Raw genomic sequence first — 20,951 nt, forward strand, 5'->3', positions numbered from 1 at the left:
CCCCGCACACAGGAAGAGGCAACTCCATGACAGCAAGGGACTGCTTACGCTAGGCATTCCACGACAGTCGACAGTCAACTCATGGCAGCCGACACGAACACTGATATCCGCACACCGACCCGCGTAGAAGCACGGCCTGGAAGATCAGACCCACTGCTGACCAACCACTGCCACCCCACCACCCACCCACACGGAGCCGGGTACCGCATCCCCCGAGCCGCACAGCCCGGATGATGCTGCGCGACGCGAAGGCGCTCCAGCCGTAGAAGCCAGCCTGATCGATGTGCGCTTTCGAGCCCTCTGGGGTTGTCGGGTTCTGGCGTACTACAGTCGTCGGTTTACGCGTCGCACGTTGGCTAGCCGGTTTTGTTCCGCGAGTTCCAGGGTTCGACTCATGGCTTCGGTGAGTTCTTTCCTTCTGGGTGATACTTCGGTGTCCCAGAATTCTTGCCGTTCGGTTTCGTTCATTGGCGCTTCGCGTATCCTGCGGGCCAGGTCTCCGCATGTCCCGCTCAGCCATCCGACCTTTTCGGCCAGGCTCAGCCCACCGAAAGGGCGGACCGCGTGGAAGAGGCCGTGCATATCGAGCCCGATTCGTGCGAGGGCGTCGGTGTCAGCGTTCTGCAGGAAGGCTGTGCGGAATTCGTCTAGTGAGGCGTGGACTTTCTCGAAGGCGGCGCTGCGCTTCTCGCGTTTCCAGCGTTCGATTTCCACTTGGTCCTGGGCTCTGGCGACCTCGAGTGCGGACCGGTGGCTGGCGGCTGCCTGGGCCATTGCACTGCGGTGAGCGGCTGCCGCCTGGGCGGCCTGGAGTTCGAGGGCGGTTTGATGGTTGGCGGCCGCCTGGGCCATAGCGCTCTCGTGTGCGGCTTCGGCTTGGGCGGCTTGGAGTTGGAGCGCTGCCTGGTGGTTGGCGGCTGCTTGGGCCATGGCGGCTTGGTGTGCGGCGGCGGCTTGCTCGAGGGCGGTTTCCCGGGCGGCGCGGTGGCTGGCCTCGGCCTGCGCCAGCGCCGCCTGGTGGGCGGCTTCGGCTGTCTCGCGGGCGGCACGGTTGAGGGCGTGGGTCTGCTGCAGGGCGGTGCGCTTTTGCCAGTGCGCGATGAGCACGCTCACGGGGATGCCCGCGAGAGCGACCAGAGCCGCTATGCCTGTGAGGTCCATGGCAATGCATGATGCCCCGACCACAAACCCGGCACCTCCCCCGCCACGCCCCCTACCCCCACCAGCGCACCGCAGGCCGCATCCGATCCCCGGCCCGGCAGCGGAAGCCCGAGGTGTGGGCGGCTTTGGCCGACGGGCAGCGCGAGCGCCTGGAGGCCGTCGGCCTCACCCGCTCGTTGCGGCCGGTGGAGACGGACGTGCCCGCGCAACCGTCCACGGCACCCGCGAGCGCCTTCTAGAGGGGCGTTACGGCCCTGTGGCGCAGCAGTACGAGGGCCCACACGGGCTCTGTGACGGTCCCCAGGGGCCACGTAGAGGCGTTGCCGGACGGGTCCGGAGGTGAAGCTCGGGGTGTCCCTGTCCAACAGCAAGAGCCGCCGGGCCAAGCTGACCGTCGACAAGCTCGCCGCGCTCGCCGGGCAGCCTTCGACCCCCACCAGGTGCGGACACCTACGGACCGATGGAGAAACGGTCACGGCGGCAAAGCGGTCGTCGGCCCACCCCGCGGTGCTGACCTCATAGGCTCCAGCGTTCGCGACGCAGGAGGCTCCCAACCACTGGGGGCTGAGTGCCGGGGAGGCTCTAGCCGTGAAGTACATGTCAGCTAGTCGCCCTGTGGGAGGAGGAGTTGGAAGCGGCACCCTCTGGCGGCGGACTGCGCCCCGGCCTGCTCAGCCGACATCTTGATCGCGTCTTCCGCAACATCGGCGTGCCGAAGAGAGATCTCGTGGGTATCGGTGCTGAAATGGACTTCATAGGCTGCTGTCGTGACAGCCTCGTCCGGCCCCCGACCCGTGATCGGGCTGGCTGGTGAAAGCGGCACCGCAGCATCCGGTAGGAATATTCAGTTGCCGCATCGTGCGGAACTTCGTCTGTTCTCGCAGTGTGAGGCGGAACGGTTCACGGGCCCAAGCCGCCGGTTAGGACACCGCGATGCACAGGGACCACGCCCGCAAGAAGGATGCCCGCGCCCACGCGCAGCAGAGCGGGAAATCGTACGCCGCCGCCCTGTCCACGCAGCACTCGACGCGGGGCCAGCTATACCGGGGAAGACCCCATGGCCGCGGCTCTGGGAGCCGCTGACCGTCCTGGCCTGGGGCTCGACGTGTGTACGACCGAACAGCGTCGGCTGCGTGTCTTGCTGGCACTGGGTCTGTTCAACGCCGGGCTGTTACAACACACCGTGCCCGGAAGTTGGGCTGTGCGGGGACTAGCCAGTTACGACCCCGTACCCTCCCCACGGCCTGGACACCTCGCCATCGTGGTGAACGCGGCTTTCAACGCCGTCCGCTACCTCGTTCCGCGCGTCCGCGAGGGCGGGGGCGCGATGTGTCGGCTTCCGGGGCTGCGCCTTGAAGCTCAGGTCGGGGATACCTTCCTGCTGCGCCACCTTCCCACCGGCGCACAGATGTCTGTCACCGAGGAAGCGACAACCCAGCTCCTTGCCGGCGAACCCACACCCCGCGCCCGCCACCTGCAGGGCCCCGAGGTGCCGATGAGCGAGAGCGAGAAGGAGGCTCTCACCGAGATTCCGCCCCTGACCGAGGCAGCCGAGGTCCTGCTGGCAGGACTGCTGGTGCGGCTCAACCTGCGTGACGCCCAGGGCGCATGGGCGCTGCACGCCTGGGACACACACCCCTTGGATCGCCCCATGCCACAGCGCCCCTCGTGTGATCGGCGCTTGTGGGGCTATAGGCCACGGTGGGAGCTCGAATGGGCAAGTGACTTCCCCGCCGGGGATGATGTCGTGACCGCGCTTACTCACCCGCAAACCGGTATCCCCGCAGCCAAGGCAACGCGAGTGCCCCGCGGCTGGGACATCCACCTCGATGACGCCACGCTCGCACTTCGGCCACGGTCCTGGTGATCTGGCGCTCACCACCAGGTACGGGGCGATCATCAGCACCTTGAAGCCCCCCGCCCCGGAGCGTGTGCCGAGCGCTCCGGCGACCATCTTGTGGCTCCCTGTGCCGGTGAACTGGGTTTGGGGGAAGGGCCCTTGCAGCCAGGCGTGCCCGTGGCGGCGCATGAGCGTGTCGAGGAGGTTGCCCGGAAGAGCCTGAGCAGCTGTGTCGTGCCCGGCGCGCACGCAGGTTGCTGCCTCCAGAGAGAAGTGCACGTCGTCGGACAGCGCCGGGTGATCAACATGCGTCAGGCTTTCCTCGACATCGTCGACAACGTCGGAGCGCCGGTCGATGAGGAGGCGATGACGCTGCCTGGTCGTCTTCAGCATCATGAGGTCTTCGATGAGCTCAACGCGAGGCGCCCATGCCAGGCACACACCGTCCTTCACACTGATCCGCGGCCAGGACGTGACCATCGATCCGCGGCCCACCGGAGTGGCTCCTCAGGGCCGCCGACCGCTCGGCTGCCACAGCAGCGGGAGACAACACACCGAGAGCTCGACGGCCCAGCACTGCGCTGGCGTGGCCACCTGCCAGGTTCCCGTTCAGAACCTGAGACAGCTGACTGGAGCCGGGCGTGGTCTGGCTCCAGTCCGAGGGCCGCAGTCAGCCGGTTCAGGGCGCCGCTGGCCGCAGGGCGGCGTGCAGTGTGTTCATCTTGGCTTGCGAGGCCGTTGAGACGACCGTTTGACTGGTGGCGCGGAGCAGCAGTTTCTCGGTATCGAAGGCCCAGGGGCGGCGGAGGCCGGGCCGCGTGAAGGAGGCGAGGGGCGACGCGTAGTGGGGGCGCATCGTCGCTGCCGTGCCCTTCTCGCGCAGCATGGGTCGGACCGCCGGGGGAAGGGGACGACACACGAACTCGCCGTGCTTTTGGTCCTTCGGCTCTGAGTCTGCCATGTCGGCAAGCGTCCTCTGCGCCACTGACATCCGTCAGCGTCTTAGCTTGTTCCCATGCCTTTCCGATGCACGCCCCGGCCCTCCCTTCGGCGACCCCTACCGGCACACCCCTGTCGCTTCGCCCCCCGGCGTCGCTGCAGGCCCTCAGAAGACGACGCCTGTGATCGTCATACCCGGGCGCGGACGCCGTCTGTGGTGCTGTAGAAGGTCTGAGTGATCCACATGTCCCGGCCGTCTGTGGCCGCTTTGGCGGCGAAATAGGAGCACTGATACCCGGACATCTGGCCGAGCGGGACCTTCGTGACCCGGGGCAGTGTGTCGCAACGCAGGTCCGTGCCTGCCTCGCGATTATTGCCCCAGAAGTAGGTGAGGGCGCCCTCCCGGGTGAGCAGACCGGTGCTGGGCTGGGCTTCGTATCCATCGCCCATGCCGCCGAACCCCGGCTTACCCGTGAACTTCACCGGCCAGGTCACCTCGATGCCCTCATAGATGAGTGCAGGTGATCCTGGCGCCTGTCACCGGCCGGACGAAATCCTTGTCGCATCGGGCGCTGGTCTCGCCCGGAGCACCGGCCATCTTCACCGTGCGCGTGCGCAGTTCGTACTTGACGTGCTCGATGAACGGAGCATCCGGATCCGGCTCCGGAACGCTGTTGCTTTTCCTCTCCGGCGTCGCCTCCGGCGACTCGATGGGCTTGCCCACCGGCGAGCCGATGACCGAAGGCTCAGCCGCACCGCCGTTCTTCCCGTCGTCGGCGCTGCTGCAACTCGTCAGCAGGAGGCAGGAAACGGCGGCGGCAGCTATCCGTGATCCCCGTGCATAGTGCATGACCAGCACAGTAGCCGCCAGTAACGGCCCGCCCACGGCGAGGTCGTTGCGCGGAGAAACCCCCATAACGATCAGACTTACCGCTCGTGCGGGTGACACGAACACCTTCAACGGCCCGGCGACAAGCGCCGACTCGCTACGAAGACCACGACCAGTTCGTGCTCTTCGAGGAGACCCGTGCCCGCCATCACCCGCACCGCCGTCCTGCTCACCGCCGCCGTCGCCCTGGCCATCCCGGCCGCCACCGCGCACGCCACACCCGCTGGCAGCCCCGATACGGCACCACGAGTCGGTGAAACCGTCACGAAGCCGCTCATGGCCGCGCTCAAGGCCCTGCCCGTGAGGGAGGAGGACCGCACCGGCTACCAGCGGACCTCGTTCAAGCACTGGGTGGATGCCGACAAGGAAGGCTGCAGCACGCGCGCCGAGGTCCTCAAGGCCGAAGCGCTCACCGCCCCAAAGCAGAGCGCCAAGTGCAAGCTGAGCGGAGGCCGCTGGTTCTCGGAGTATGACGACCGGTACGTCGAAGGCCCCTCCGGGCTCGACATCGACCACCGGGTTCCGCTTGCGGAATCCTGGGACTCCAAGTAGGCGGAGTTGCTTCTCCTGCATCGACATCGCACTAAGGACGTCGCGTCCATGACCTGGTCAAAGTCGGCGGGCGCGTAGCTCGTTCAGGCGAAGTCGAGGCATCTGGCCTCGGAGGTTCCAGCACCAACGCCACGATGATGCATCGAGCGCAACATCGTGGGAGTGGCCGTGAGAGCTGTTGATGTGCCGGGCACGTTCCGGCTGGTCGTCCCGGGAAACGTGCAAGCTCTGGACCCGGCACCGGCGATGTTCGATGCGATGCTGCAGGGGTGGGAGCAACAGCAGCGGGCGCGGCTGCTGGCACGTAAGACGATCGAGGACCGGCTGAGCCTGGTGCGGCGGTTCGCGCTGTTCGCGGCGACGTATCCGTGGGAGTGGACGCCTGAGGATGTGGAGGCGTACTTCTCGCATCGGCTGTCAGGTCCGGCTCCGCTGGCCCACTCCACAGTCCGCGGCCAGCAGGGTGATCTGCAGATGTTCTGCGCCTTCATCACCGATGGCCGCTACGGCTGGGCGTCTGCCTGCGAGGAGGCCTTCGGCCAGTTCCCAGTGCAGGTATGCCATGACTGGAACACTGCCGATCACGTCGCTGAGTTCGAGGGGAGTCCCGAGCGCCGGGCCTTGACCTATGACGAGCTGCAGGCTCTCTTCGACGCCGCCGACGACCGGGTCGAACAGGCCAGGAAACGCCGCCGCAAGGGCGTGCTGGCGGCCTGGCGCGACGCGGTCATGATCAAGCAGGTGTATGCGTATGGAACCCGGCGCCGCGAGACATCCAAGCTGGACCTGCCAGACCTGCGACGCAATCCCAGAGCCAAGTCCTACGGCCGGTTCGGTGCACTGGAGGTCCGGTTCGGCAAGGCGTCACGGGGCAGTCCGCCGAAGCGGCGGACGGTGCTGACGGTCCCGGAGGTCGACTGGGTCGTCCCGGTCCTCGAGGAGTGGGTGGACGTGGTTCGCTCCGGCTTCTCGCCGGGCCGGCATCCGGCACTGTGGGTCTCCGAACGCCGCGGCCGGCTCGGGGTGCGGCGCCTGGACGAGGTCTTCACGCTCATCCGGGAACATGCCGGGCTGCCGCCGGAACTGGAACTGCACTGCCTGCGGCACACGTACATCACGCACTTGATCGAGTTCGGGTATCCGGAACGGTTCGTCCAGGAGCAGGTCGGTCACGCCTATGCCTCTACAACGGCGTTGTACACGTGGGTGTCGGACGAGTACCGCAACCGTCTGATGGAGGCGTCGTTGCGGCGACGGATGGAGCGAGCGGGTGGAAAGGAGTTGAGGTCGCGGTGATGAAGCGGATGGGATTTGACTGGAATCTGCGTCGGCTGATGGCCGATCACGACATGTATCAGACCACGGACCTGGTGCCGCTGTTGGCCGAGTACGGGGTGCACCTGTCGCGGGAGCAGGTGTTCCGTCTGGTCACTCAGCCCCCGCAGCGCCTGTCGATGGAGACGCTGGCTGCCCTGTGCGGGATTCTGGGCTGCTCGCCGGCGGATCTGATCACGGTGCGGGAGGTCCGCAGGCAGGTCGCGAAGCCGACGGCTTCGGGTGAGGTCGATGGGCCGGCCGTGGTCCCGCCGGCCCGGAAGGTGCGGGTTCGTCGCCCTGAGGACGTGTGAGCGGCCAACCGCCACCGGCCTGGGAGGAACTGGCCGATCGGATCACCGCCTTCCTTCCCGGCCTGTCCGCCCAGCACGCGGAGCGGATCGTTGCCGAGCTGACCCCCTCTGCCCGTGGCAGGATCCGCGCGCATCTGACCCGACATCCGGACGCCCTGGTCAGCGGCGCGTCCGACGCGCCGCGTTCGGTGCAGGCACTGATCACCGTCCTCTTGAAGGCCGGGCTTGCCGGGGTGAGGCAGCCGGCCTGCCTGCGCTGCAGACGCGTGCGCATGCTGCGGCGGGCCGTCCCCGGCGGGCGGGTCTGCCGCGGATGTGAAGGCATCCTCGCCAAGCAGGACAATGTCGGACCATGCGCCGTATGCGGCGAGTCCCGCCCCCGGCCCTGCCACCAGACGTGCGAGCGCTGCCGACGCGCCCAGTTGGCGGTCGGCAGGTCGTGTTCGGCCTGCGGCAGGCCAGCGGCCACCGACCCGTGCAGCAGCTGCCGACCGCGTCCGCTGGAACGGTGCGCACTGTGCACCACACACGCACCGGTCTGTGCGCGCTGGCCGCTCGGGGCGGTGTGCCTGCCGTGCTACCGCCAGTCGCGCACCCACCCCGGCACGTGCCCGAGCTGCGACAGGCAGCGCGTTCTGATCGCCCGCCAAGACGGCCGCCGGGTCTGCGGTCCCTGCGCCGGCCACACCGACCGCTACGCCTGTCCCCGGTGTGCGAACCCGCGCTCCTACATGGTCCGCGGGCTGTGCGACCGGTGCACCCTCCACGACGACCTCGCGGCACTCTTCGAAACGGCACCCGCCCAACCGGATGGCCAGTACGCACGCATGCACGCCGCTCTGACCGGCTGCGAACAGCCGCGCACCGCGCTCAACTGGATTCGCAACTCGCACTCTGCCCGCCTCCTGGCCGATCTCATCGCCACCGGACGCCCACTGACTCACGAGGATCTGGACGCCGCCGCTGGCTCCTGCGGCCGCGGCGGCGCTCAGAGCGTCGACTACCTCCGAAGCGTCCTGGTCAGCTATCAGGCCCTGCCTGAACGCACCGAGCTGCCCGCCCGTATCGAACGCCACCTGGCGCAGGTCACCGACCGCCACCCCGAGCACGCCCTGCTGCTGCGTTCCTACGTCCGCTGGTCGCTCCTGCCCCGCGCGCGCCGCGCTGACCAGCGGTCGACAGGCTCCAAGCACCGGATCCGCTGGGCCTACACCCGGATCAACCTCGCAGCCGCCTTCCTGACCGCCATGGCCAAGCGCGGACTCACCCTCCACGACGTCACCCAGGGCGATGTCGACTGGTGGCTCGCAGGGAACTCCAGCACCCGCTTCGAGGTCCGTGACTTTGTCGTCTGGTCCCACCGCCGCGGACACAGCCGCCTTCTTTACGTCCCGCACCGCGGCAAGGCTGACCCCGTTGGTCTCAACGAGGACTCCCATTGGGAAATCCTCCAGCAGTGCCTGACCGACAACGCTCTGCCCCTCGAAGTGCGCGTCGCTGGTGCCATCTTGAACCTCTTCGGGCAGCACCTCACGCGCATCGCCGCGCTGCCCACCGACGCCCTGTCTACGATGGACGGCCACCCTGTCCTCGTTCTTGATCGCACCCCTATCCGCCTCCCCGCCCCGCTCGCGGTCCTCCTCACGGAACTGATCCGTCGGCCGGTGGCTGGTTGGGCCGCGAACTCGACCCGCCGGTGGCTCTTCCCTGGGCCTCGGCCCGGCGAGCACATCTCCGCCAGCGTCCTCGCGCGCCGCCTCACGGCTCGCCAGATCCCGGTCCGCCAGACCCGCACGACCGCACTGATCGAACTCGACCAGGACCTGCCGCCCGCCGTCCTCGCACCCATGCTCGGCCTGCATGTCATCACCGCCCAGCAATGGCGCCACCGCGCCGCCAACGACTGGACCGCCCATCTCGAAGCCCGGCTGACAGATCCGCATGCTGGCAAGATGAGCGCCCATGAATGATCAAGAAGCCGTTGAAACACACGCTCTCCGTGTGGTCACCGAGCTCTATCCCCATGACCTGGGCGCCATACTCGGAGGCTCCGCCGCTCAGGGGCGGGCCACCGCGACCAGCGATCTGGATGTGGCCGTGCTCCTTCCCGACTCGGACATCAGTCGGCGGGAAGTGATCCGTCACCAGGGCCGCATCGTCGAGCTGTTCCTCAACACCCTGGGGGACATACCGGAGTTCTTCGCCTGGGACCGAGCCCGGCGCCGCGGGACCGTCCTGTTCGTCTACGACCAGGGTCTGCCCCTGGCAGACCCGGTCCTGGGCAAAGCACTGCTGGATGGGCACCAGGCCGTAGCCGAACACGCCGTCCCCCGACTGTTGACCACTGCGGTGAATCAGGTGCTCGACCTGCTGGGCGGACCACTGCTTGAGGGTTTCTCCCACCCCTGGCGAGCCTGAGTTGCTCCTGATGCGCCCCAGGAGAAGTCGTATCCGGCCCAGTCCGTAACCGGGACATATCCGATTCGCTGGTAGAGGGCGTTGCTGGCACGGTTGGCAGGGTCCGCGAACAGCACGACGTCCGTCGCTCCTGCGGCCAGCGCGGCTCGGCTCACCTCGACCGTCACGGCACCCGCGTAGCCGCACCCCCGAAGGTGCGCCGGGGTGTACACCGGGTCCACTCGGACCATGCCTGCAACTATCACCGTCGTGGCGGCCATGGAGACGGGTGTACCGTCCGGTGTCTGCCAGAACGTGAAGTGCCTGTCCGCGAAGCGCGAGCAGGCCCAGGAGTCGATGTCCACAGCGGGGATCTCTCCGACTGTTTCGACGAACTCAGCTACCCAGCAGACGAGTTGCTCATGGTCCTGATCGCCCACAGCGCGACTGCGGCCCTTGGGAAGCGGCTCAGGCGGGGTGATCGTGCCGAGACGGTAGAGACGGTTCCGTTGGCTGAGTGTCGGTACCGCGCCTGTGCGTCGCTGCCATGCCTCGGCGAAAGCGGTAGCGGTGCAGTGGTCCGCGCTGACACCGGGGACGGGGCGGCCGAGGTCAGCCAGGCGAGCGGCGAGCAGGTCGGCCTGCTCGCCCGTGGTGGATGTGAGACTCAGGGGACCGGACGGAGTGCGCTGGTAGAAGGTGGCACAGATCTCGCCCCCGAGCTCCAACTGGCCGAATACAGAGGCACCGGCGCCGCGCTCAGCCTCCCTGTCCGTTAGCAGCTTCTCCGTCACCGTCAGGGGCATGGTGTGCAGGGCAGGTCGGGAGCGCAGGAAACCTCCAGATCGGGCGAGGAAGTCGTCGACGCCTTCGGTGAGGTGCCAGTCATCGGGGCGCATAGTTCATGGTCTCTGACGTACTCGACGCTGGGGAGCACTTGCCCGGACCAGATCGGCACCTGCCGAGGGTGATCGGCATTAGATCCGAGCCAGAGCCAGTGCCCTTCGACGTGGGCAGAGGTCCCGCTGCCCACCGCAGCATCAAGTAGTAGGCCCTCGATGGCCCCACCGTGGGTCGCCCGGCCTGAGAGACAGACACTCCGGAATATCGCGCATGTGGAATGACGCCTCCCGCCAGTCGGAGCTAAACAATGGAGCACGGCCGAGCGCCAGGCCTATGCCAACGACCTCGGCGACGACCGGGCACTGATCGCCGTCACGGCAAAGTCCAACCGCAGCAAGTCCGACCAGGACCCCTCCACCTGGATGCCGCCGGCCGAAGGCAACCGGTGCGACTACGTCAGCCAGTGGGTCGCTATCAAGACCCGCTGGAAGCTCGCCATTGACCCCAGCGAAGAAGCCGCCCTCGCCGAGAACGCCACCCGCTGCCCCAACATGCCCATCACGGTGCAACTCGCACGGTAGCCCCGGCGTACATGCTGCCGCCCGGACAGACGGTGCCGCCCGTTGACGCCGGGGCGGCACCGTCGACTTCGTCAAGCATGGAAGGCGCCTCACACTGCGCGTCCAGCAGCGCCAAGCGATCAGAGGACGAATACTCCGTCCAGAAACCGTGGCGTGGCGGCTTCGTAAAGCCGCGCCGACAGGACTGGCCTGACTCGCATCAAACCGCCCGCAACCCGCGTGAGTACCCCCGAGAACAGGGCACACCAGCCTCTTAACCTGCGACTTCAAGTTGGCGGAGGCTCAGTGACTGCTGGTTGCGCCCTGATGAGGCGGTCCGGATCACGGCCTGTGGGGGGTCCTCCGGAACTTGACGCTTGGTCAGCAAGAGTGCAATCGGCTTGCCCCCGGGGGCTACACGGAAGAATCGCCCGTCAGGGCCTCTGGGCTCCATCCCCTCTCCCCCGATGACAGGCAACCGCATCCGCTCCTGAGTAGACGAGATCACATCCACGTAGCTGAAGACCTGATGGGACCCCCGGATCTCTGCGAGCAGGCGGGGCCGATGCGCGCTGAACCACTTCGCGGACCCTCACATTCCTGGTTCACTCTGGATATGGGGGAAACAGTGACAGGGCCCTTCTGGACATCCGGTACCTTTTGGGGGGCGGCGGGTGTCATCGTTGCCATGGTGAGTGGCGTTGCCGCAGTGTGGGCCACCCTTCAATCTGCACATCCGAAGCGCCAGCTAGTTTACGACTATGAGGTGACGTCGATTGTCACGCGAAATCACACGCTGGCCAACACCCTCGAATTGCGACGCAACGGTGAACTTCTCATAAATCCCCACGTGGTGCGTATCGATATCAGGAATACCGGACGGCGAGACATTCCGAGCGCCGCATTCGATAGCGAGATGCCGGTATGTTTCAATCTCGGGGCGCAGATCCTTGAGGTCCTAGACGTCCATTCCCACTCGGCTGAGGCGCAGCCCCCTCGGTATGAGATTGTCGGGCAGGAGGTTCACATCAGGCCCGGCCGAATCGGCAGAGGGACGGGAGCGAGCTATACGCTCCTCGCGGACGGACTACCCGCGCTCACTCTCACGAACTCCCTGATCGATATCGAGGTCAAACGCGGAACTGCACACCGGTGGGAGCGCCGCGCAGAAAGTATTGGCGAGTGGCTGGAAGACCTCCCCACTCCCATAGCCTTCTTCGGTGCGTGTTTATTTATCGGGCTGATTATCTACGGCCTCAGCTACCTCTTCGGGGGCACGGGGGGAATTGATTTCCGGTTCAACTTCGAAAAGGTCTGACCCGGCGCAGAGACTTCGACGAAGGTCACCTTGACGAATCGGATCGGGTCGGCGAACCGCTGTCCTGGCACCTGGACTTCGGCCTGAAGATCACCAACGGGCCGGACCCACCACGCGTGATCCACATCGGCCTGAACGAATAGCGTCCGGCCCGACCTGAGCAGAGTACGCAGCGGTGCGTACTCCTCCCGTCTGACGATCCAGGTCCATTCGATCGCATCGTCCTTATCGCCCGCCAGCCGACCACCATCGGGATTGATGGACCCCACCGGCCGCTCCAGACCGCGAACATCGAGTTCAGGTCGCGGCTGGCAAACTCGGGCCAGAGTGTGCGGGCTGGCCGAACCCGTGCGCGTGGGTGAGACAGACGATGAGGAGGGGGCGCCTGTTCGTGGCCGTGCGGGCCGGGTTCTCCCGCTTCAGCGCGGCCGCCAGGTCCAGCACCTCCACCGGCGTGCGGGGGATGGCCTTGCGCGGCTCGGGGACCAGCGCAGCGAACCCGCCGCGGCGGTAGTCCCTGGCCCACCGGTCGATCGTGCCCCGCGACACCTTCACCTGCCGGCCGAACGGGTCGGTGTGCTCTCGTTCTGCCAACTCCCGTGCCAGACGCCCGCGTTGGCGGGTCGTCAGGGCCGGATCGAGCAGGTCCTGGATCAGGGAATAGCGGAACAGCCCGACCTGCCGGGCCTTCTCCTCCCGACGGCGGTCTTCATCCTCGCTCGACACCATGCGCGGACTCACCTCGCATCTCAATCGGCGTCCGCCTCCTCGCGGACGGACACGATCAAGACTCCCGGCGCCTCCCATCGCCGCCCAGGGGCGGCCCGTGTTGATCAACTAGCGGAAGGCATGCAGGTCAGGACACGGCCGTCTATCGCCCGGCCCGCGAACTCCCACCGCGACACCGTGTTCATGCTGGCCCACTTCATCGCGGCCGCCCGATGGGCGGCCGCGATGGCCGAGACGGCATCGGACAGCGGGCCCTCGGACGGATCGGGCATCACCGGATCGTCGGCGAGCGCGACCAGGGCGACGGTGAAGTACCGGCGAACGTCCTCGGACTGCCCCCGGAATCGGCGGATCCAGCCGCGGACGGTGCCCTCAGCCCGGCCCAGATGGGCGGCGACCTGGCGGTGCCCCAGCCCCAGAGCCGCTATCTCCAGTCCGGACCCGATCACCCGGGCCGCGTCCGCCCGCCGAGGCCAGATGGCCTCCGGCAGCAGCATGTGCGTGACACCGCAGCCCGAACAGCGTGACCGGCGAGGCCGTACGAACAGCCGGGCCCCGAGATCGCCGCGTACTTCCCGCGGCCGGCCGTGCCCCCACGGCGCAAGAGACACCTGGCACGACGGACAGGCCAACTCGCCCGCCCGCAGCTGGCATTCCACACGTACGACATCGGAATCGACGATGAGCACCCCACACCTCCGCTTCGTGCACATCGCGTCGTCGTTCACGAAGCAAGGCCAGACTGCCCAGCAAGTCAACACTCATGTTCACCGCGAGTGTCGCGAACCCCCACCTACATGCTCATACAGAGAGTCGTTCAACATCATGTGGCCGATGGTGGTGAGCAGTTCATGGTCGACGTGCTTGATGTCGGCGAAGTAGCGGTGGCGAGCGGCGTAGGAGAAGACCAGGGCGGAGATGCCCTCTTCGATGGCGATGGCGCGGCCGCCGTCCTCGGCCTCGTCGGCGTCGGGGCTGGACTTGCGTTTGCAGCCCAGGAGGAATCGGGTGACGGGTGACCAGCCCAGGACGGCCGCGTGGGCGAGGTGGAAGGCGTCAGGGAAGCGGTAGTCGTCCTCGACGCGGGAGGCGCTGGTGAGCGGGTCACCAGCTGTCCGCGTACAAGTGATCTTGCCAGGGCCACATTCTGGTGTACGCCGACACCCCGCTGCCGAGCCCGACCGCTAGCCCGACTCCGAGGCCGCTTCGGAGCCCGGCGGTGAGTCCGACCGCAAGCCCGCTCCCGAGTCCGGCGGGGAGTCCGGCTGCAAAGTTGCCGAGGTAGGTGGGCAGCGCCTGCGGGAGCCGAGCAGTCCCGGGCGCGCGCCGTGGTCACCGACCCGCTCTCCGCCCAGCGGGCCGCCGACGCGGCCGACCGGAGCGCTCACGCGCCCGTACGAGCCGAAGCACCCGCAAAAGCCGGCTGCCACTCTGCGGGCCCGGGTCCTCGGCGGCTCAACACCCTGTTCCCGCTGGTGCCAACGGCCGTGCTCACCCGTCGTGGGCCGAGCCTGAGAAGCGCGAGCATCCGGCGCCCCCACGGCTCCCCCCTCCCCTCTAGCACTCCAGCACTCCGCAGCCTCCCCAAGCGCCCGCCGGCGACAACCGCATCGGGCGCAGGGCCAACGCGGCCCTGGCCTCCGGTGCCGCGGCACTCGCCATACCCTCGGCTCCCGTCCCCCGTCAGGAGCTCCACCCACCCACCACGCCAGAGCCGCTGCCCCACCTGGCCGAACAGGCACAGCACACGGCCCGCACCTCCGGGCCCTCCGCGCAGGCGGCCCCTCCGTGGATGCCTACGACCTAGTCTCGTGTGGGAGATCGCGTCACTTCCTCCAGCCGAGCAGGCCCGTACCGCGGTGGCGCTCGAGAAGTGAGGCCGCGCTTCCCAGGCCGGACACACCCTGCGCCTGGCAGCCGGCCTCCCGCGCGCATCGGTCACACCGAACTCACCGGCGGACTGTTCGCATCCGGCCAGTCCGACATAGGCGCTGAGCTGCTGAGAGCGGTCCTGCCCACACGGCAGCAGACAGACTCCGTCCCAGTCGTCCACGCCGGACCGGCGCTGACGGGCCACATGGTCGCGGCCGCACAGGAGGTCCCCGCCGGCTGCCACCGAAGCCTGCTCTTCATGCTGCGTCTCAACGGCGGGCGCGCCGACACCTGACGGAACAAAAGAGCGCAGCAAGGATGTGCCCCACGAGGGCACCGAGCGCGACGAAAATCCAGCCGTGCCAGCCGAGCAACATGCCCAGCGGCAGCGCGAGCCTGACGTCCCCGAAGCCGGAAGGCGACGGGTTCCCAGAATCTCGCGGTATGGATGTGCTGAACCCACGGGGCATGCGGCCCAATTATGGCTGCTGACACGTGGGTATGCACTGCTTACCGGAGATGGCTGAGCGGGCCTCGCCTGTCTTCCGGGGCCATCCGAGGTATCCGATGCTGCTGTTGGTCGATCTCACCGATCGCGTTGAGGACTTGACCGCCTCACCGGGCCGCTGACTCCCTCAAGCCGCCCATGGCCTCTCGCGGTCACTGGGCGTCTGGCTCTTCGGGCGAGGCCGAGGGTGAGCGCCACGCTTCGCCGTTGGGGAAGATCCATTGGCGGGTGGTCGGCTGCCATCGGGCGGGGACCATGATGGTGGGTATGCCGGGGTTGGGGTGAATGAGTGCTTCCCATGTGTCGTCGTCCCACACGATGACGACTTCGTCGGTGCCGAACGCGCTGATGTCTACCTCAAGCAGCATGAGTGCAGCGGCGGTTCGGCGATCTGGCTTGTCCTTCAGAGGCAGTATGAAGGACACGTTCAAGCCGTCAGGGCGTAGCGCGATGGCGTAGTCCGGCGCTTGGCGATTGAAGCCTCTTCCTCCTTCGAGGGCCCTGTTCGTCCCCTCTTCTCGCTCCCTGAGGAATTTCCCGACGGCCTTGCGGAGTGCAGTCTGGGACACTCCACTTATGGCCCCGCCGTATCCGGCCATGATCGCTTGGATGAAGGGGCCGAGTGTGAGCGTGATCAGCACGGTCTCCCAGACACCCGCCATAGGGCGGGATTCGCCCGGCTTGTAGTACGCAGGCGCTGTGACGGTCGCGTCGACCAATTCCGGGTGCACCGTACGGAGCTTGATGAGCTCGTCCGGGGTTGGTTCGAGGGTGTCGCTTGTGCCTCCAGTCAGGCGCCCCTGACGGAGAACCCGACGGTCCCAGCTCTCAAACATGGGGAGGCGGCTTTCGTGCCATTCACTGTTGAAGTCCGGGTGCTGACGGTATCGGCCAGCGAGCATGAGCATAGTGCGCCGGGCACTCGCCAAAGCAAGGCGCTCCAGCGCAGTTCCATCCGAAGCGATTTGCGGCTGCGCTTCGCCAAGGACGTAGATGGCCTCGACCGCTTCGAAGATCCCGCGCCTATGCCAGAGATCCGCGAGCTCATCCCCCGCGCTCGCTGAGCGATCGTCCTCAAGGTGCGCTTCGGCCTCGTCGAAGCGAGCTTTCAGGAAGGCGATGATCGGCAGATCAGTCATGCCCGGCAGCGTAGTTAGGAACTGGCGGCAAGGACACGGCCGAGCAGCAGCCACTGATCCTGCGACCGGGTGCACGTGATGGTCCGGCCTCGTCAGCAACGCTGACGGGCGTTCTCCATCTCGGTGGCGAGGGTCCGCAGGTTGGCTTTGTTGGCGAGTTACGGGCTCTGGCACAGATCTTGGGCTCTGTCGCTGATTTGGGGGGATGGCTGGTTGATCACGGCGACAGCAGGATGCGGCGCCGCAGAAGGTCGAAGTTGGCCCGGCCGTACATCTGTCTCTTGAGCAGCTTGATACGGGTGACATTGCCCTCGACTGCGCCCGAGGTGTAGGTGGTGGTGAGGGCCGCGAGGATGGCTGCGCGGTCGCGCCGCATACCGTTGGCCAAGGTACGGAGTTCGCGTTGTCCGTCGAGGTGGACGTCGGCGAGCCGAAGGCGAGGTGTTCGTTGCGGCGTTCGCGCAGGATGACGGCAAGCCGGCGGGCGTACTCGGTGGTCATGGCCAGCGCCGGAGTGCGGGCGCATAGGTCGTCCAGGCCCTTGCGTTCGGTGTCCGTGAGCTGCTCGGGCCTGCGCATGATCCAGGCGGTGACACGACGGACGGTCAGTCGAGGCAGCGGGGTGTCCGTTGGGATCGCTCCTGTCCGGTAGGCCCGGAGGTGTCGTTGGACGGCGCCAGTGCCTCCGCGGTAGCCCAGTTGCTGGATCTCTCGGGTGAGGGGGGAGGCATTGGTGCAGCCCTCCAGCCAGCGGTGATGCAGATAGAGGCGGTAGTCGTCGATCATGCTGGGGCGGTGGGTGGCCGCGATGAGAAGTTCATCGACGTCAGCGGCCTCGGCGAAACGAACCACGGTGCCGCGGCTGAGGCGGAGTTCGCGAGCGATCGCGCGCAGGCTGTCGCCGCGCTGAATCCGCTCGTGGAGCTGCTGATACCGCTCGCGGGTCCGCGACACCAGAGGGCGCGGCCGACCATGGATGTCGACTTCAGCAGGCGATGTCCCACCAGCGGGTGCCGCATCGGCTGCCGTCGCCAAGGGTTCGCGTAGCTCAGCACGATGCCGGCCGACAATGCGCTCCACGGCCTCGGCCAGGTTGTGGAGCACGTGCCACATATCGGCCACCTGCTCTTGCTTCCGGTGCTCCGGCGCAGGCTCCGTCACGGAAGGACCCGGCGCGATCGCGGCAGATCATCTTCACTTCCGGGTGGCGCCTGAGCCAGGACGCGAAGGTGTCGGCGGTCCGGTTGGCGAGCACGTCGACGGGACGGTGGGTGGTCATGTCGACCAGGACGGCCGCGTACTTCCACCTGCGGCGCAGGGCGAACTCGTCGACGCCCAGGACTTGGACGGGACCATGCTCCGGCTCAGGCAAGGCCCTGATCAACCGGAGCATCGTGTCCTTGCACGTCACCATGAGCATCCGGTCGGCCAGCCGAGCACCAGGCCGACCGCCCAGGAACAACGCGATGTCTGTGAGTAGCACCGTCAGGGCATCGGCCCGCCGCGCATAGCGGCGGGTCAGCGCCGGTATCTGCTCGGCGAACGTCCGATGCGAGATGCAGTGTTCTCGCAGGTGAACCGACGGGCCCGCAACCTGATTTGTAGGCGCCGCCCGGCAACAGGAGGGCCCGCGAGACGCCGCTCGTAATAGCAGTGCACCCGGGACGATCTCCAGCCGCACTCCGGACAGACAGCCCCATGCCCCTGGCCCGAGCGGCCACGAGCACTTCGTCCTCGGTGAGCGTCAACCGCTCGGCCTCCACAGCCGCACCGGGAAAGAGAAGATCAGCAACGCTCACGACCCCGTCCATACCCAGGTGATGCCCAAGCCGTGGTCGCAGTCACTGCCCCCAAAACAGCGACAGAGCCCAAGATCTGTGCCAGAGCCTCGTTTTCACCTACGCAGCCAGTGAGGGCCTGACGGGACCGACGGGACCGACGGGACCGATACCGAGTCTTCTCCTTCCAGCACTGTGGGCCCTCTGAAAGTTGTCAGAGGGCCCACAGTGCTGGACAGCCGGCTGCAGCTGGCGCGGACGGCCTACGAACGCACGACCAGGTGAAGGAACCCCGCCAGCCCAATCGCGACCGTCACGCCGGCTTCCAGCCCCTCTACGCGGCCGACTGCCGCCCCGCCGATCACGCTCGCCAGCAGGATGACTACCCACCGCAGCGGCATCCCTTCGCTGCTGGAGCCGTTTTCTCCTGCACTCACGCTGCTGTCCTCTCCCCGAAACGCTATCGGCGTGACCCCGAACTACCTGTTCAGGAGGCACCCTTGTGCTTCCAAGCCTTCTGGATGCGGCCGCCAAACACTAGGCTTCGGCGACGACAACACGGCCGGGGGGTTATCACTATCGTGGACGACGAGCCCACTGAAGCAATGTCCATCACCGGAGACCGAACTTCGGGGTGGATTTACTCCTTCGCCAACGGCTCAGAGGCTGTTGATGTCACCTACTCCGACATCCCAGGCCCCTGGATCTACTCCGCCGAAGGACGGATGGTGGCCGGGAAGCCAGCCATCACCAGGCTGGCGATCGCTCCGCGAGACCCGGAGAAGCCTGAGGCCATCACCCCGGGAGACCGTCCGGCGAGCGCCGACAGGAACCATCCTCGGCCGGGTCAAGAGCACCCTACGGACCACGTGGAACAACAAGATCGCCGACGCCTTCGCCCAAGCCCGCATCCAGTCGGTGAAGGTCGGCCGATCCTGGCCTGCGGAACACTTCGTGCAGGTCGCATGGTTCGCCGTCGATGCGGAACTGACGGACCGAGCCCCTCGGCAGGTTATCCAGGACACATGGGGAGTCAGCGGGATCACCGCCAGCCGTTGGCTCGCCCGCGCCCGGGAACTCGGTTACCTGCCGGACTACCCGCTCACGCCGGTTAAGGGCCGCCCGCACGGATACGACTACGTTGTGGCAACGCAGATCCTCGAGGAGCAGATCGTCCAGAAGGTATTCCGCGAGGGGTTTACCCGCGCCTCTAACCCGGCCACGGTGAGGAGTGAACTTGGGGAAGTCCTACACCGCACGATCTTCGACGACTCGAAGGAAGCTAGGCGGCTCCGGACTGAGCTCTTCGCCGCGAGCTTGACGCAACTGACGGAGGGCAGCCCTGACGAGCAGGTCCGAGCGGCAGCGCAGCACCTCCGCGACCGGATCGCTCAGGCTCCCCGCTAGCTCCTTCCAGCCGGCCGTCCCCGCCATCTGGTCCTCCGCCTCGCGAGGACGGCCTTGGCTTCTCTCAGGCGCCCGGACGAATCCTGTTCTGCGTGAGGCGGTTAATGACCTGAGTGGGAAGACACCCGTGTTCCGTCATCACCGACCGAACGTGCTGTCGCAGCGTCTGCTCTGCCTGGATTCCTACCGCGCTGGTAAGTAGATCGCTCCAAACGATGGAGACGTCACCGGCGATCTGTTCGATGGTCTCGGTCGAGGCAAGGTAGACGTTTGCGTTCGCGGCCGGGGCGTGCTGCGGATCGACGGTGAGGCGGTCCGACACGATAACTGCCGGACTACCGGCAGGTGGGTGATCCATGGAATGATCCGCCGCCAACTGATCGAGCTGCGTGTTCGCCTGACGGATGTCATGGAGCGGCAATAGGCCGTCGGCGTGTTGTTCGGACTTAGCCTCGACAGTCATCCAGATCGCGGTGCCCCAGACCCAAGCTGAGTCACATCGCCCCTGCCCCTTAGGCTTGGATGCCTCAGCGCCAAGGAACGATCCAAGAGAGGTAAGCCCTCCCTCGTAGACCGTCGATTCGTCCGGTGCCAGCGCCTCACGCATCTTCTTCAGGTCATCGTTCACGCGATTTGGGCGAAGCTGCCCCCGCAGACGCGCGACAATCGCGCTCACGGCAACCACGTCCATGCTCGCGAGCGAAAGCTCCTCGGTCCCAGGAAGCTGAGGCATTTCTTTGAGCCAGGTGCCCCGCACTTCCGACGCGGCGGCCGCCTGGCGTACGAGCTCCCTCGCCCGCGCGCGCTGGGTCTCGTCCTCCGATCCGAGATGCAGCCAGACCCCCGAGAGATACAGCAGGAGACCGCGATAGCCGCGGGTGCTCTGACCGCCGGCACCAACCTGTCTCGCCGCCTCCTGCAGCTGCTCGCTCGCAGCGATCCATTCGCCTCGGAAGGCCAGGTGCCATGCCTTGACCTCAGAAGCGGCTGAGGATCCAAGCGCCTCCGCACCCGCCGCCTCGACCTTCACGGCGTCCTGCCGGAACTCGGCCACGAGCGGCTCGCCATCTTCCCGCCAGGCGGCGTCGTGTTCGAGGAACATCTCAATGTTCTCGATGACCTCGTCAGGATCGGTACCGCGGCTGTTCTGCCACCCGAACTCGACCTCGGCCTGCAACTCAGGCTCAAGAGCCTCACGGTTCTCCGGCCGGCTGAAGTACCTCGTGATGTCTGACCCGAGCACCACAACGACGGCGTAGTCGTTGGGTCCTCGTGTGCACCGTCCCGCTCCTTGGACGATGCGCGTCCTAAGAGGTCGTTTTCAGCTGGTTTGCGCCGCCTCATGTATCTCTTAACTCGTCCTGGGTCTCACGCGTGTCGATTTCCGGCAC

24 protein-coding genes and 2 pseudogenes are annotated in these 20,951 nt (G+C 66.9%); 11 read left to right on the forward strand and 15 right to left on the reverse strand.

What is annotated here, in order from left to right:
* Positions 1–324: 324 nt before the first annotated feature.
* On the reverse strand, positions 325–1,161 hold the full coding sequence (locus E5671_RS02530; RefSeq protein WP_160502250.1) for a hypothetical protein: 837 nt from the start codon (positions 1,159–1,161) through the stop codon (positions 325–327).
* An 8-nt stretch (positions 1,162–1,169) separates the two neighbouring features.
* Here E5671_RS02530 and E5671_RS47280 point away from each other — a divergent pair, with 8 nt between their 5' ends.
* Both E5671_RS47280 and E5671_RS47285 read left to right on the forward strand, forming a co-directional pair.
* Complete coding sequence (locus tag E5671_RS47280) at positions 1,170–1,400, forward strand: hypothetical protein (RefSeq protein WP_160502251.1); 231 nt, start codon at positions 1,170–1,172, stop codon at positions 1,398–1,400.
* A gap of 112 nt (positions 1,401–1,512) precedes the next feature.
* Positions 1,513–1,683: a hypothetical protein gene (locus E5671_RS47285; protein WP_336605639.1), complete on the forward strand. Its 171-nt coding sequence runs from the start codon at positions 1,513–1,515 to the stop codon at positions 1,681–1,683.
* A gap of 688 nt (positions 1,684–2,371) precedes the next feature.
* Here E5671_RS47285 and E5671_RS02545 read toward each other — a convergent pair.
* The 4 genes from E5671_RS02545 to E5671_RS02560 form a co-directional block, all read right to left on the reverse strand.
* Positions 2,372–3,496, reverse strand: coding sequence for a hypothetical protein (locus E5671_RS02545; protein ID WP_160502252.1), 1,125 nt, complete (start codon positions 3,494–3,496; stop codon positions 2,372–2,374).
* Between the two features lie 184 nt (positions 3,497–3,680).
* The gene (locus E5671_RS02550) at positions 3,681–3,962 is read right to left on the reverse strand and encodes a hypothetical protein (protein ID WP_160502253.1); all 282 of its coding nucleotides are present in this window, start codon (positions 3,960–3,962) and stop codon (positions 3,681–3,683) included.
* Positions 3,963–4,129: 167 nt separating this feature from the next.
* Entirely contained in the window at positions 4,130–4,423 is a 294-nt protein-coding gene (locus E5671_RS02555; protein WP_160502254.1) for a hypothetical protein, read from the reverse strand.
* Positions 4,424–4,445: 22 nt separating this feature from the next.
* Entirely contained in the window at positions 4,446–4,856 is a 411-nt protein-coding gene (locus tag E5671_RS02560) for a hypothetical protein (protein WP_160502255.1), read from the reverse strand.
* Between the two features lie 111 nt (positions 4,857–4,967).
* Here E5671_RS02560 and E5671_RS02565 point away from each other — a divergent pair, with 111 nt between their 5' ends.
* The 5 genes from E5671_RS02565 (at position 4,968) to E5671_RS02585 (ending at position 9,427) form a co-directional block, all read left to right on the forward strand.
* On the forward strand, positions 4,968–5,381 hold the full coding sequence (locus E5671_RS02565; protein WP_202120987.1) for a hypothetical protein: 414 nt from the start codon (positions 4,968–4,970) through the stop codon (positions 5,379–5,381).
* 183 nt (positions 5,382–5,564) lie between these two features.
* Positions 5,565–6,677 (forward strand): tyrosine-type recombinase/integrase, encoded by a 1,113-nt coding sequence (locus E5671_RS02570; protein WP_336605640.1) that lies wholly within the window; start codon positions 5,565–5,567, stop codon positions 6,675–6,677.
* Positions 6,674–7,009 carry a helix-turn-helix domain-containing protein gene (locus E5671_RS02575; protein ID WP_336605641.1) on the forward strand — a complete coding sequence of 112 codons (336 nt, stop codon included), beginning with the start codon at positions 6,674–6,676 and terminating at the stop codon, positions 7,007–7,009. Before E5671_RS02570 ends, E5671_RS02575 begins: the two co-directional genes overlap by 4 nt.
* Before the next feature lie 827 nt (positions 7,010–7,836).
* Positions 7,837–8,979, forward strand: coding sequence for a hypothetical protein (locus E5671_RS02580; protein WP_160502256.1), 1,143 nt, complete (start codon positions 7,837–7,839; stop codon positions 8,977–8,979).
* A gap of 31 nt (positions 8,980–9,010) precedes the next feature.
* Positions 9,011–9,427 (forward strand): nucleotidyltransferase domain-containing protein, encoded by a 417-nt coding sequence (locus E5671_RS02585; protein ID WP_336605642.1) that lies wholly within the window; start codon positions 9,011–9,013, stop codon positions 9,425–9,427.
* On the opposite strand, the gene E5671_RS02590 is transcribed toward E5671_RS02585, so the two are convergent.
* Positions 9,364–10,305: a GNAT family N-acetyltransferase gene (locus tag E5671_RS02590; protein ID WP_160502258.1), complete on the reverse strand. Its 942-nt coding sequence runs from the start codon at positions 10,303–10,305 to the stop codon at positions 9,364–9,366. The genes E5671_RS02585 and E5671_RS02590 overlap by 64 nt on opposite strands.
* Positions 10,306–10,557: 252 nt before the next feature.
* Here E5671_RS02590 and E5671_RS47290 point away from each other — a divergent pair.
* Positions 10,558–10,830 (forward strand): annotated as a pseudogene (locus E5671_RS47290) (HNH endonuclease); the annotation flags it as partial.
* A 595-nt stretch (positions 10,831–11,425) separates the two neighbouring features.
* Positions 11,426–12,127: a hypothetical protein gene (locus tag E5671_RS02600; protein WP_160502259.1), complete on the forward strand. Its 702-nt coding sequence runs from the start codon at positions 11,426–11,428 to the stop codon at positions 12,125–12,127.
* 297 nt (positions 12,128–12,424) lie between these two features.
* On the opposite strand, the gene E5671_RS02605 is transcribed toward E5671_RS02600, so the two are convergent.
* From E5671_RS02605 to E5671_RS46875, 5 genes are all read right to left on the reverse strand, one after another.
* Entirely contained in the window at positions 12,425–12,856 is a 432-nt protein-coding gene (locus E5671_RS02605) for a helix-turn-helix domain-containing protein (protein WP_160502260.1), read from the reverse strand.
* Positions 12,857–12,960: 104 nt separating this feature from the next.
* Positions 12,961–13,569, reverse strand: coding sequence for a DUF6431 domain-containing protein (locus tag E5671_RS46870; RefSeq protein WP_160509940.1), 609 nt, complete (start codon positions 13,567–13,569; stop codon positions 12,961–12,963).
* Positions 13,570–13,623: 54 nt separating this feature from the next.
* The gene (locus tag E5671_RS02615) at positions 13,624–13,986 is read right to left on the reverse strand and encodes a hypothetical protein (protein WP_336606030.1); all 363 of its coding nucleotides are present in this window, start codon (positions 13,984–13,986) and stop codon (positions 13,624–13,626) included.
* 1,402 nt (positions 13,987–15,388) lie between these two features.
* Positions 15,389–16,375: a hypothetical protein gene (locus E5671_RS02620; protein ID WP_160502261.1), complete on the reverse strand. Its 987-nt coding sequence runs from the start codon at positions 16,373–16,375 to the stop codon at positions 15,389–15,391.
* Positions 16,376–16,592: 217 nt separating this feature from the next.
* On the reverse strand, positions 16,593–16,901 hold the full coding sequence (locus tag E5671_RS46875) for a transposase (RefSeq protein WP_272902809.1): 309 nt from the start codon (positions 16,899–16,901) through the stop codon (positions 16,593–16,595).
* A 140-nt stretch (positions 16,902–17,041) separates the two neighbouring features.
* On the opposite strand from E5671_RS46875, the gene E5671_RS02630 reads away from it, so the two are divergent.
* Positions 17,042–17,422: a hypothetical protein gene (locus E5671_RS02630; protein WP_160502263.1), complete on the forward strand. Its 381-nt coding sequence runs from the start codon at positions 17,042–17,044 to the stop codon at positions 17,420–17,422.
* Position 17,423: 1 nt separating this feature from the next.
* Here E5671_RS02630 and E5671_RS47670 read toward each other — a convergent pair whose 3' ends face one another.
* The 3 genes and pseudogenes from E5671_RS47670 to E5671_RS02645 all read right to left on the reverse strand — a co-directional run bounded on the left by E5671_RS47670 (position 17,424) and on the right by E5671_RS02645 (position 18,590).
* On the reverse strand, positions 17,424–17,795 hold the full coding sequence (locus tag E5671_RS47670) for a transposase (protein ID WP_443032773.1): 372 nt from the start codon (positions 17,793–17,795) through the stop codon (positions 17,424–17,426).
* 98 nt (positions 17,796–17,893) lie between these two features.
* Positions 17,894–18,058 (reverse strand): annotated as a pseudogene (locus E5671_RS47675) (transposase family protein); the annotation flags it as partial.
* A gap of 358 nt (positions 18,059–18,416) precedes the next feature.
* On the reverse strand, positions 18,417–18,590 hold the full coding sequence (locus E5671_RS02645) for a hypothetical protein (protein WP_160502266.1): 174 nt from the start codon (positions 18,588–18,590) through the stop codon (positions 18,417–18,419).
* 517 nt (positions 18,591–19,107) lie between these two features.
* On the opposite strand from E5671_RS02645, the gene E5671_RS02650 reads away from it, so the two are divergent.
* Entirely contained in the window at positions 19,108–19,560 is a 453-nt protein-coding gene (locus E5671_RS02650; RefSeq protein WP_160502267.1) for a hypothetical protein, read from the forward strand.
* A gap of 64 nt (positions 19,561–19,624) precedes the next feature.
* On the opposite strand, the gene E5671_RS02655 is transcribed toward E5671_RS02650, so the two are convergent.
* Positions 19,625–20,806 (reverse strand): hypothetical protein, encoded by a 1,182-nt coding sequence (locus E5671_RS02655; RefSeq protein ID WP_160502268.1) that lies wholly within the window; start codon positions 20,804–20,806, stop codon positions 19,625–19,627.
* Positions 20,807–20,951: the final 145 nt, after the last annotated feature.

The organism is Streptomyces sp. BA2, assembly GCF_009769735.1.
Taxonomy (GTDB): domain Bacteria; phylum Actinomycetota; class Actinomycetes; order Streptomycetales; family Streptomycetaceae; genus Streptomyces.

Bases quoted from the DNA above. Each gene is read 5' to 3' on its own strand.
- E5671_RS02530 (WP_160502250.1), bottom strand. From the start codon at position 1,161: ATGGACCTCACAGGCATAGCGGCTCTGGTCGCTCTCGCGGGCATCCCC.
- E5671_RS47280 (WP_160502251.1), top strand. From the start codon at position 1,170: ATGATGCCCCGACCACAAACCCGGCACCTCCCCCGCCACGCCCCCTAC.
- E5671_RS02550 (WP_160502253.1), bottom strand. From the start codon at position 3,962: ATGGCAGACTCAGAGCCGAAGGACCAAAAGCACGGCGAGTTCGTGTGT.
- E5671_RS02560 (WP_160502255.1), bottom strand. From the start codon at position 4,856: ATGGGGGTTTCTCCGCGCAACGACCTCGCCGTGGGCGGGCCGTTACTG.
- E5671_RS02580 (WP_160502256.1), top strand. From the start codon at position 7,837: ATGCACGCCGCTCTGACCGGCTGCGAACAGCCGCGCACCGCGCTCAAC.
- E5671_RS02590 (WP_160502258.1), bottom strand. From the start codon at position 10,305: ATGCGCCCCGATGACTGGCACCTCACCGAAGGCGTCGACGACTTCCTC.
- E5671_RS02600 (WP_160502259.1), top strand. From the start codon at position 11,426: ATGGGGGAAACAGTGACAGGGCCCTTCTGGACATCCGGTACCTTTTGG.
- E5671_RS02605 (WP_160502260.1), bottom strand. From the start codon at position 12,856: ATGGTGTCGAGCGAGGATGAAGACCGCCGTCGGGAGGAGAAGGCCCGG.
- E5671_RS46870 (WP_160509940.1), bottom strand. From the start codon at position 13,569: ATGTGCACGAAGCGGAGGTGTGGGGTGCTCATCGTCGATTCCGATGTC.
- E5671_RS02620 (WP_160502261.1), bottom strand. From the start codon at position 16,375: ATGACTGATCTGCCGATCATCGCCTTCCTGAAAGCTCGCTTCGACGAG.
- E5671_RS46875 (WP_272902809.1), bottom strand. From the start codon at position 16,901: ATGCGCCCGCACTCCGGCGCTGGCCATGACCACCGAGTACGCCCGCCG.
- E5671_RS47670 (WP_443032773.1), bottom strand. From the start codon at position 17,795: ATGCTCATGGTGACGTGCAAGGACACGATGCTCCGGTTGATCAGGGCC.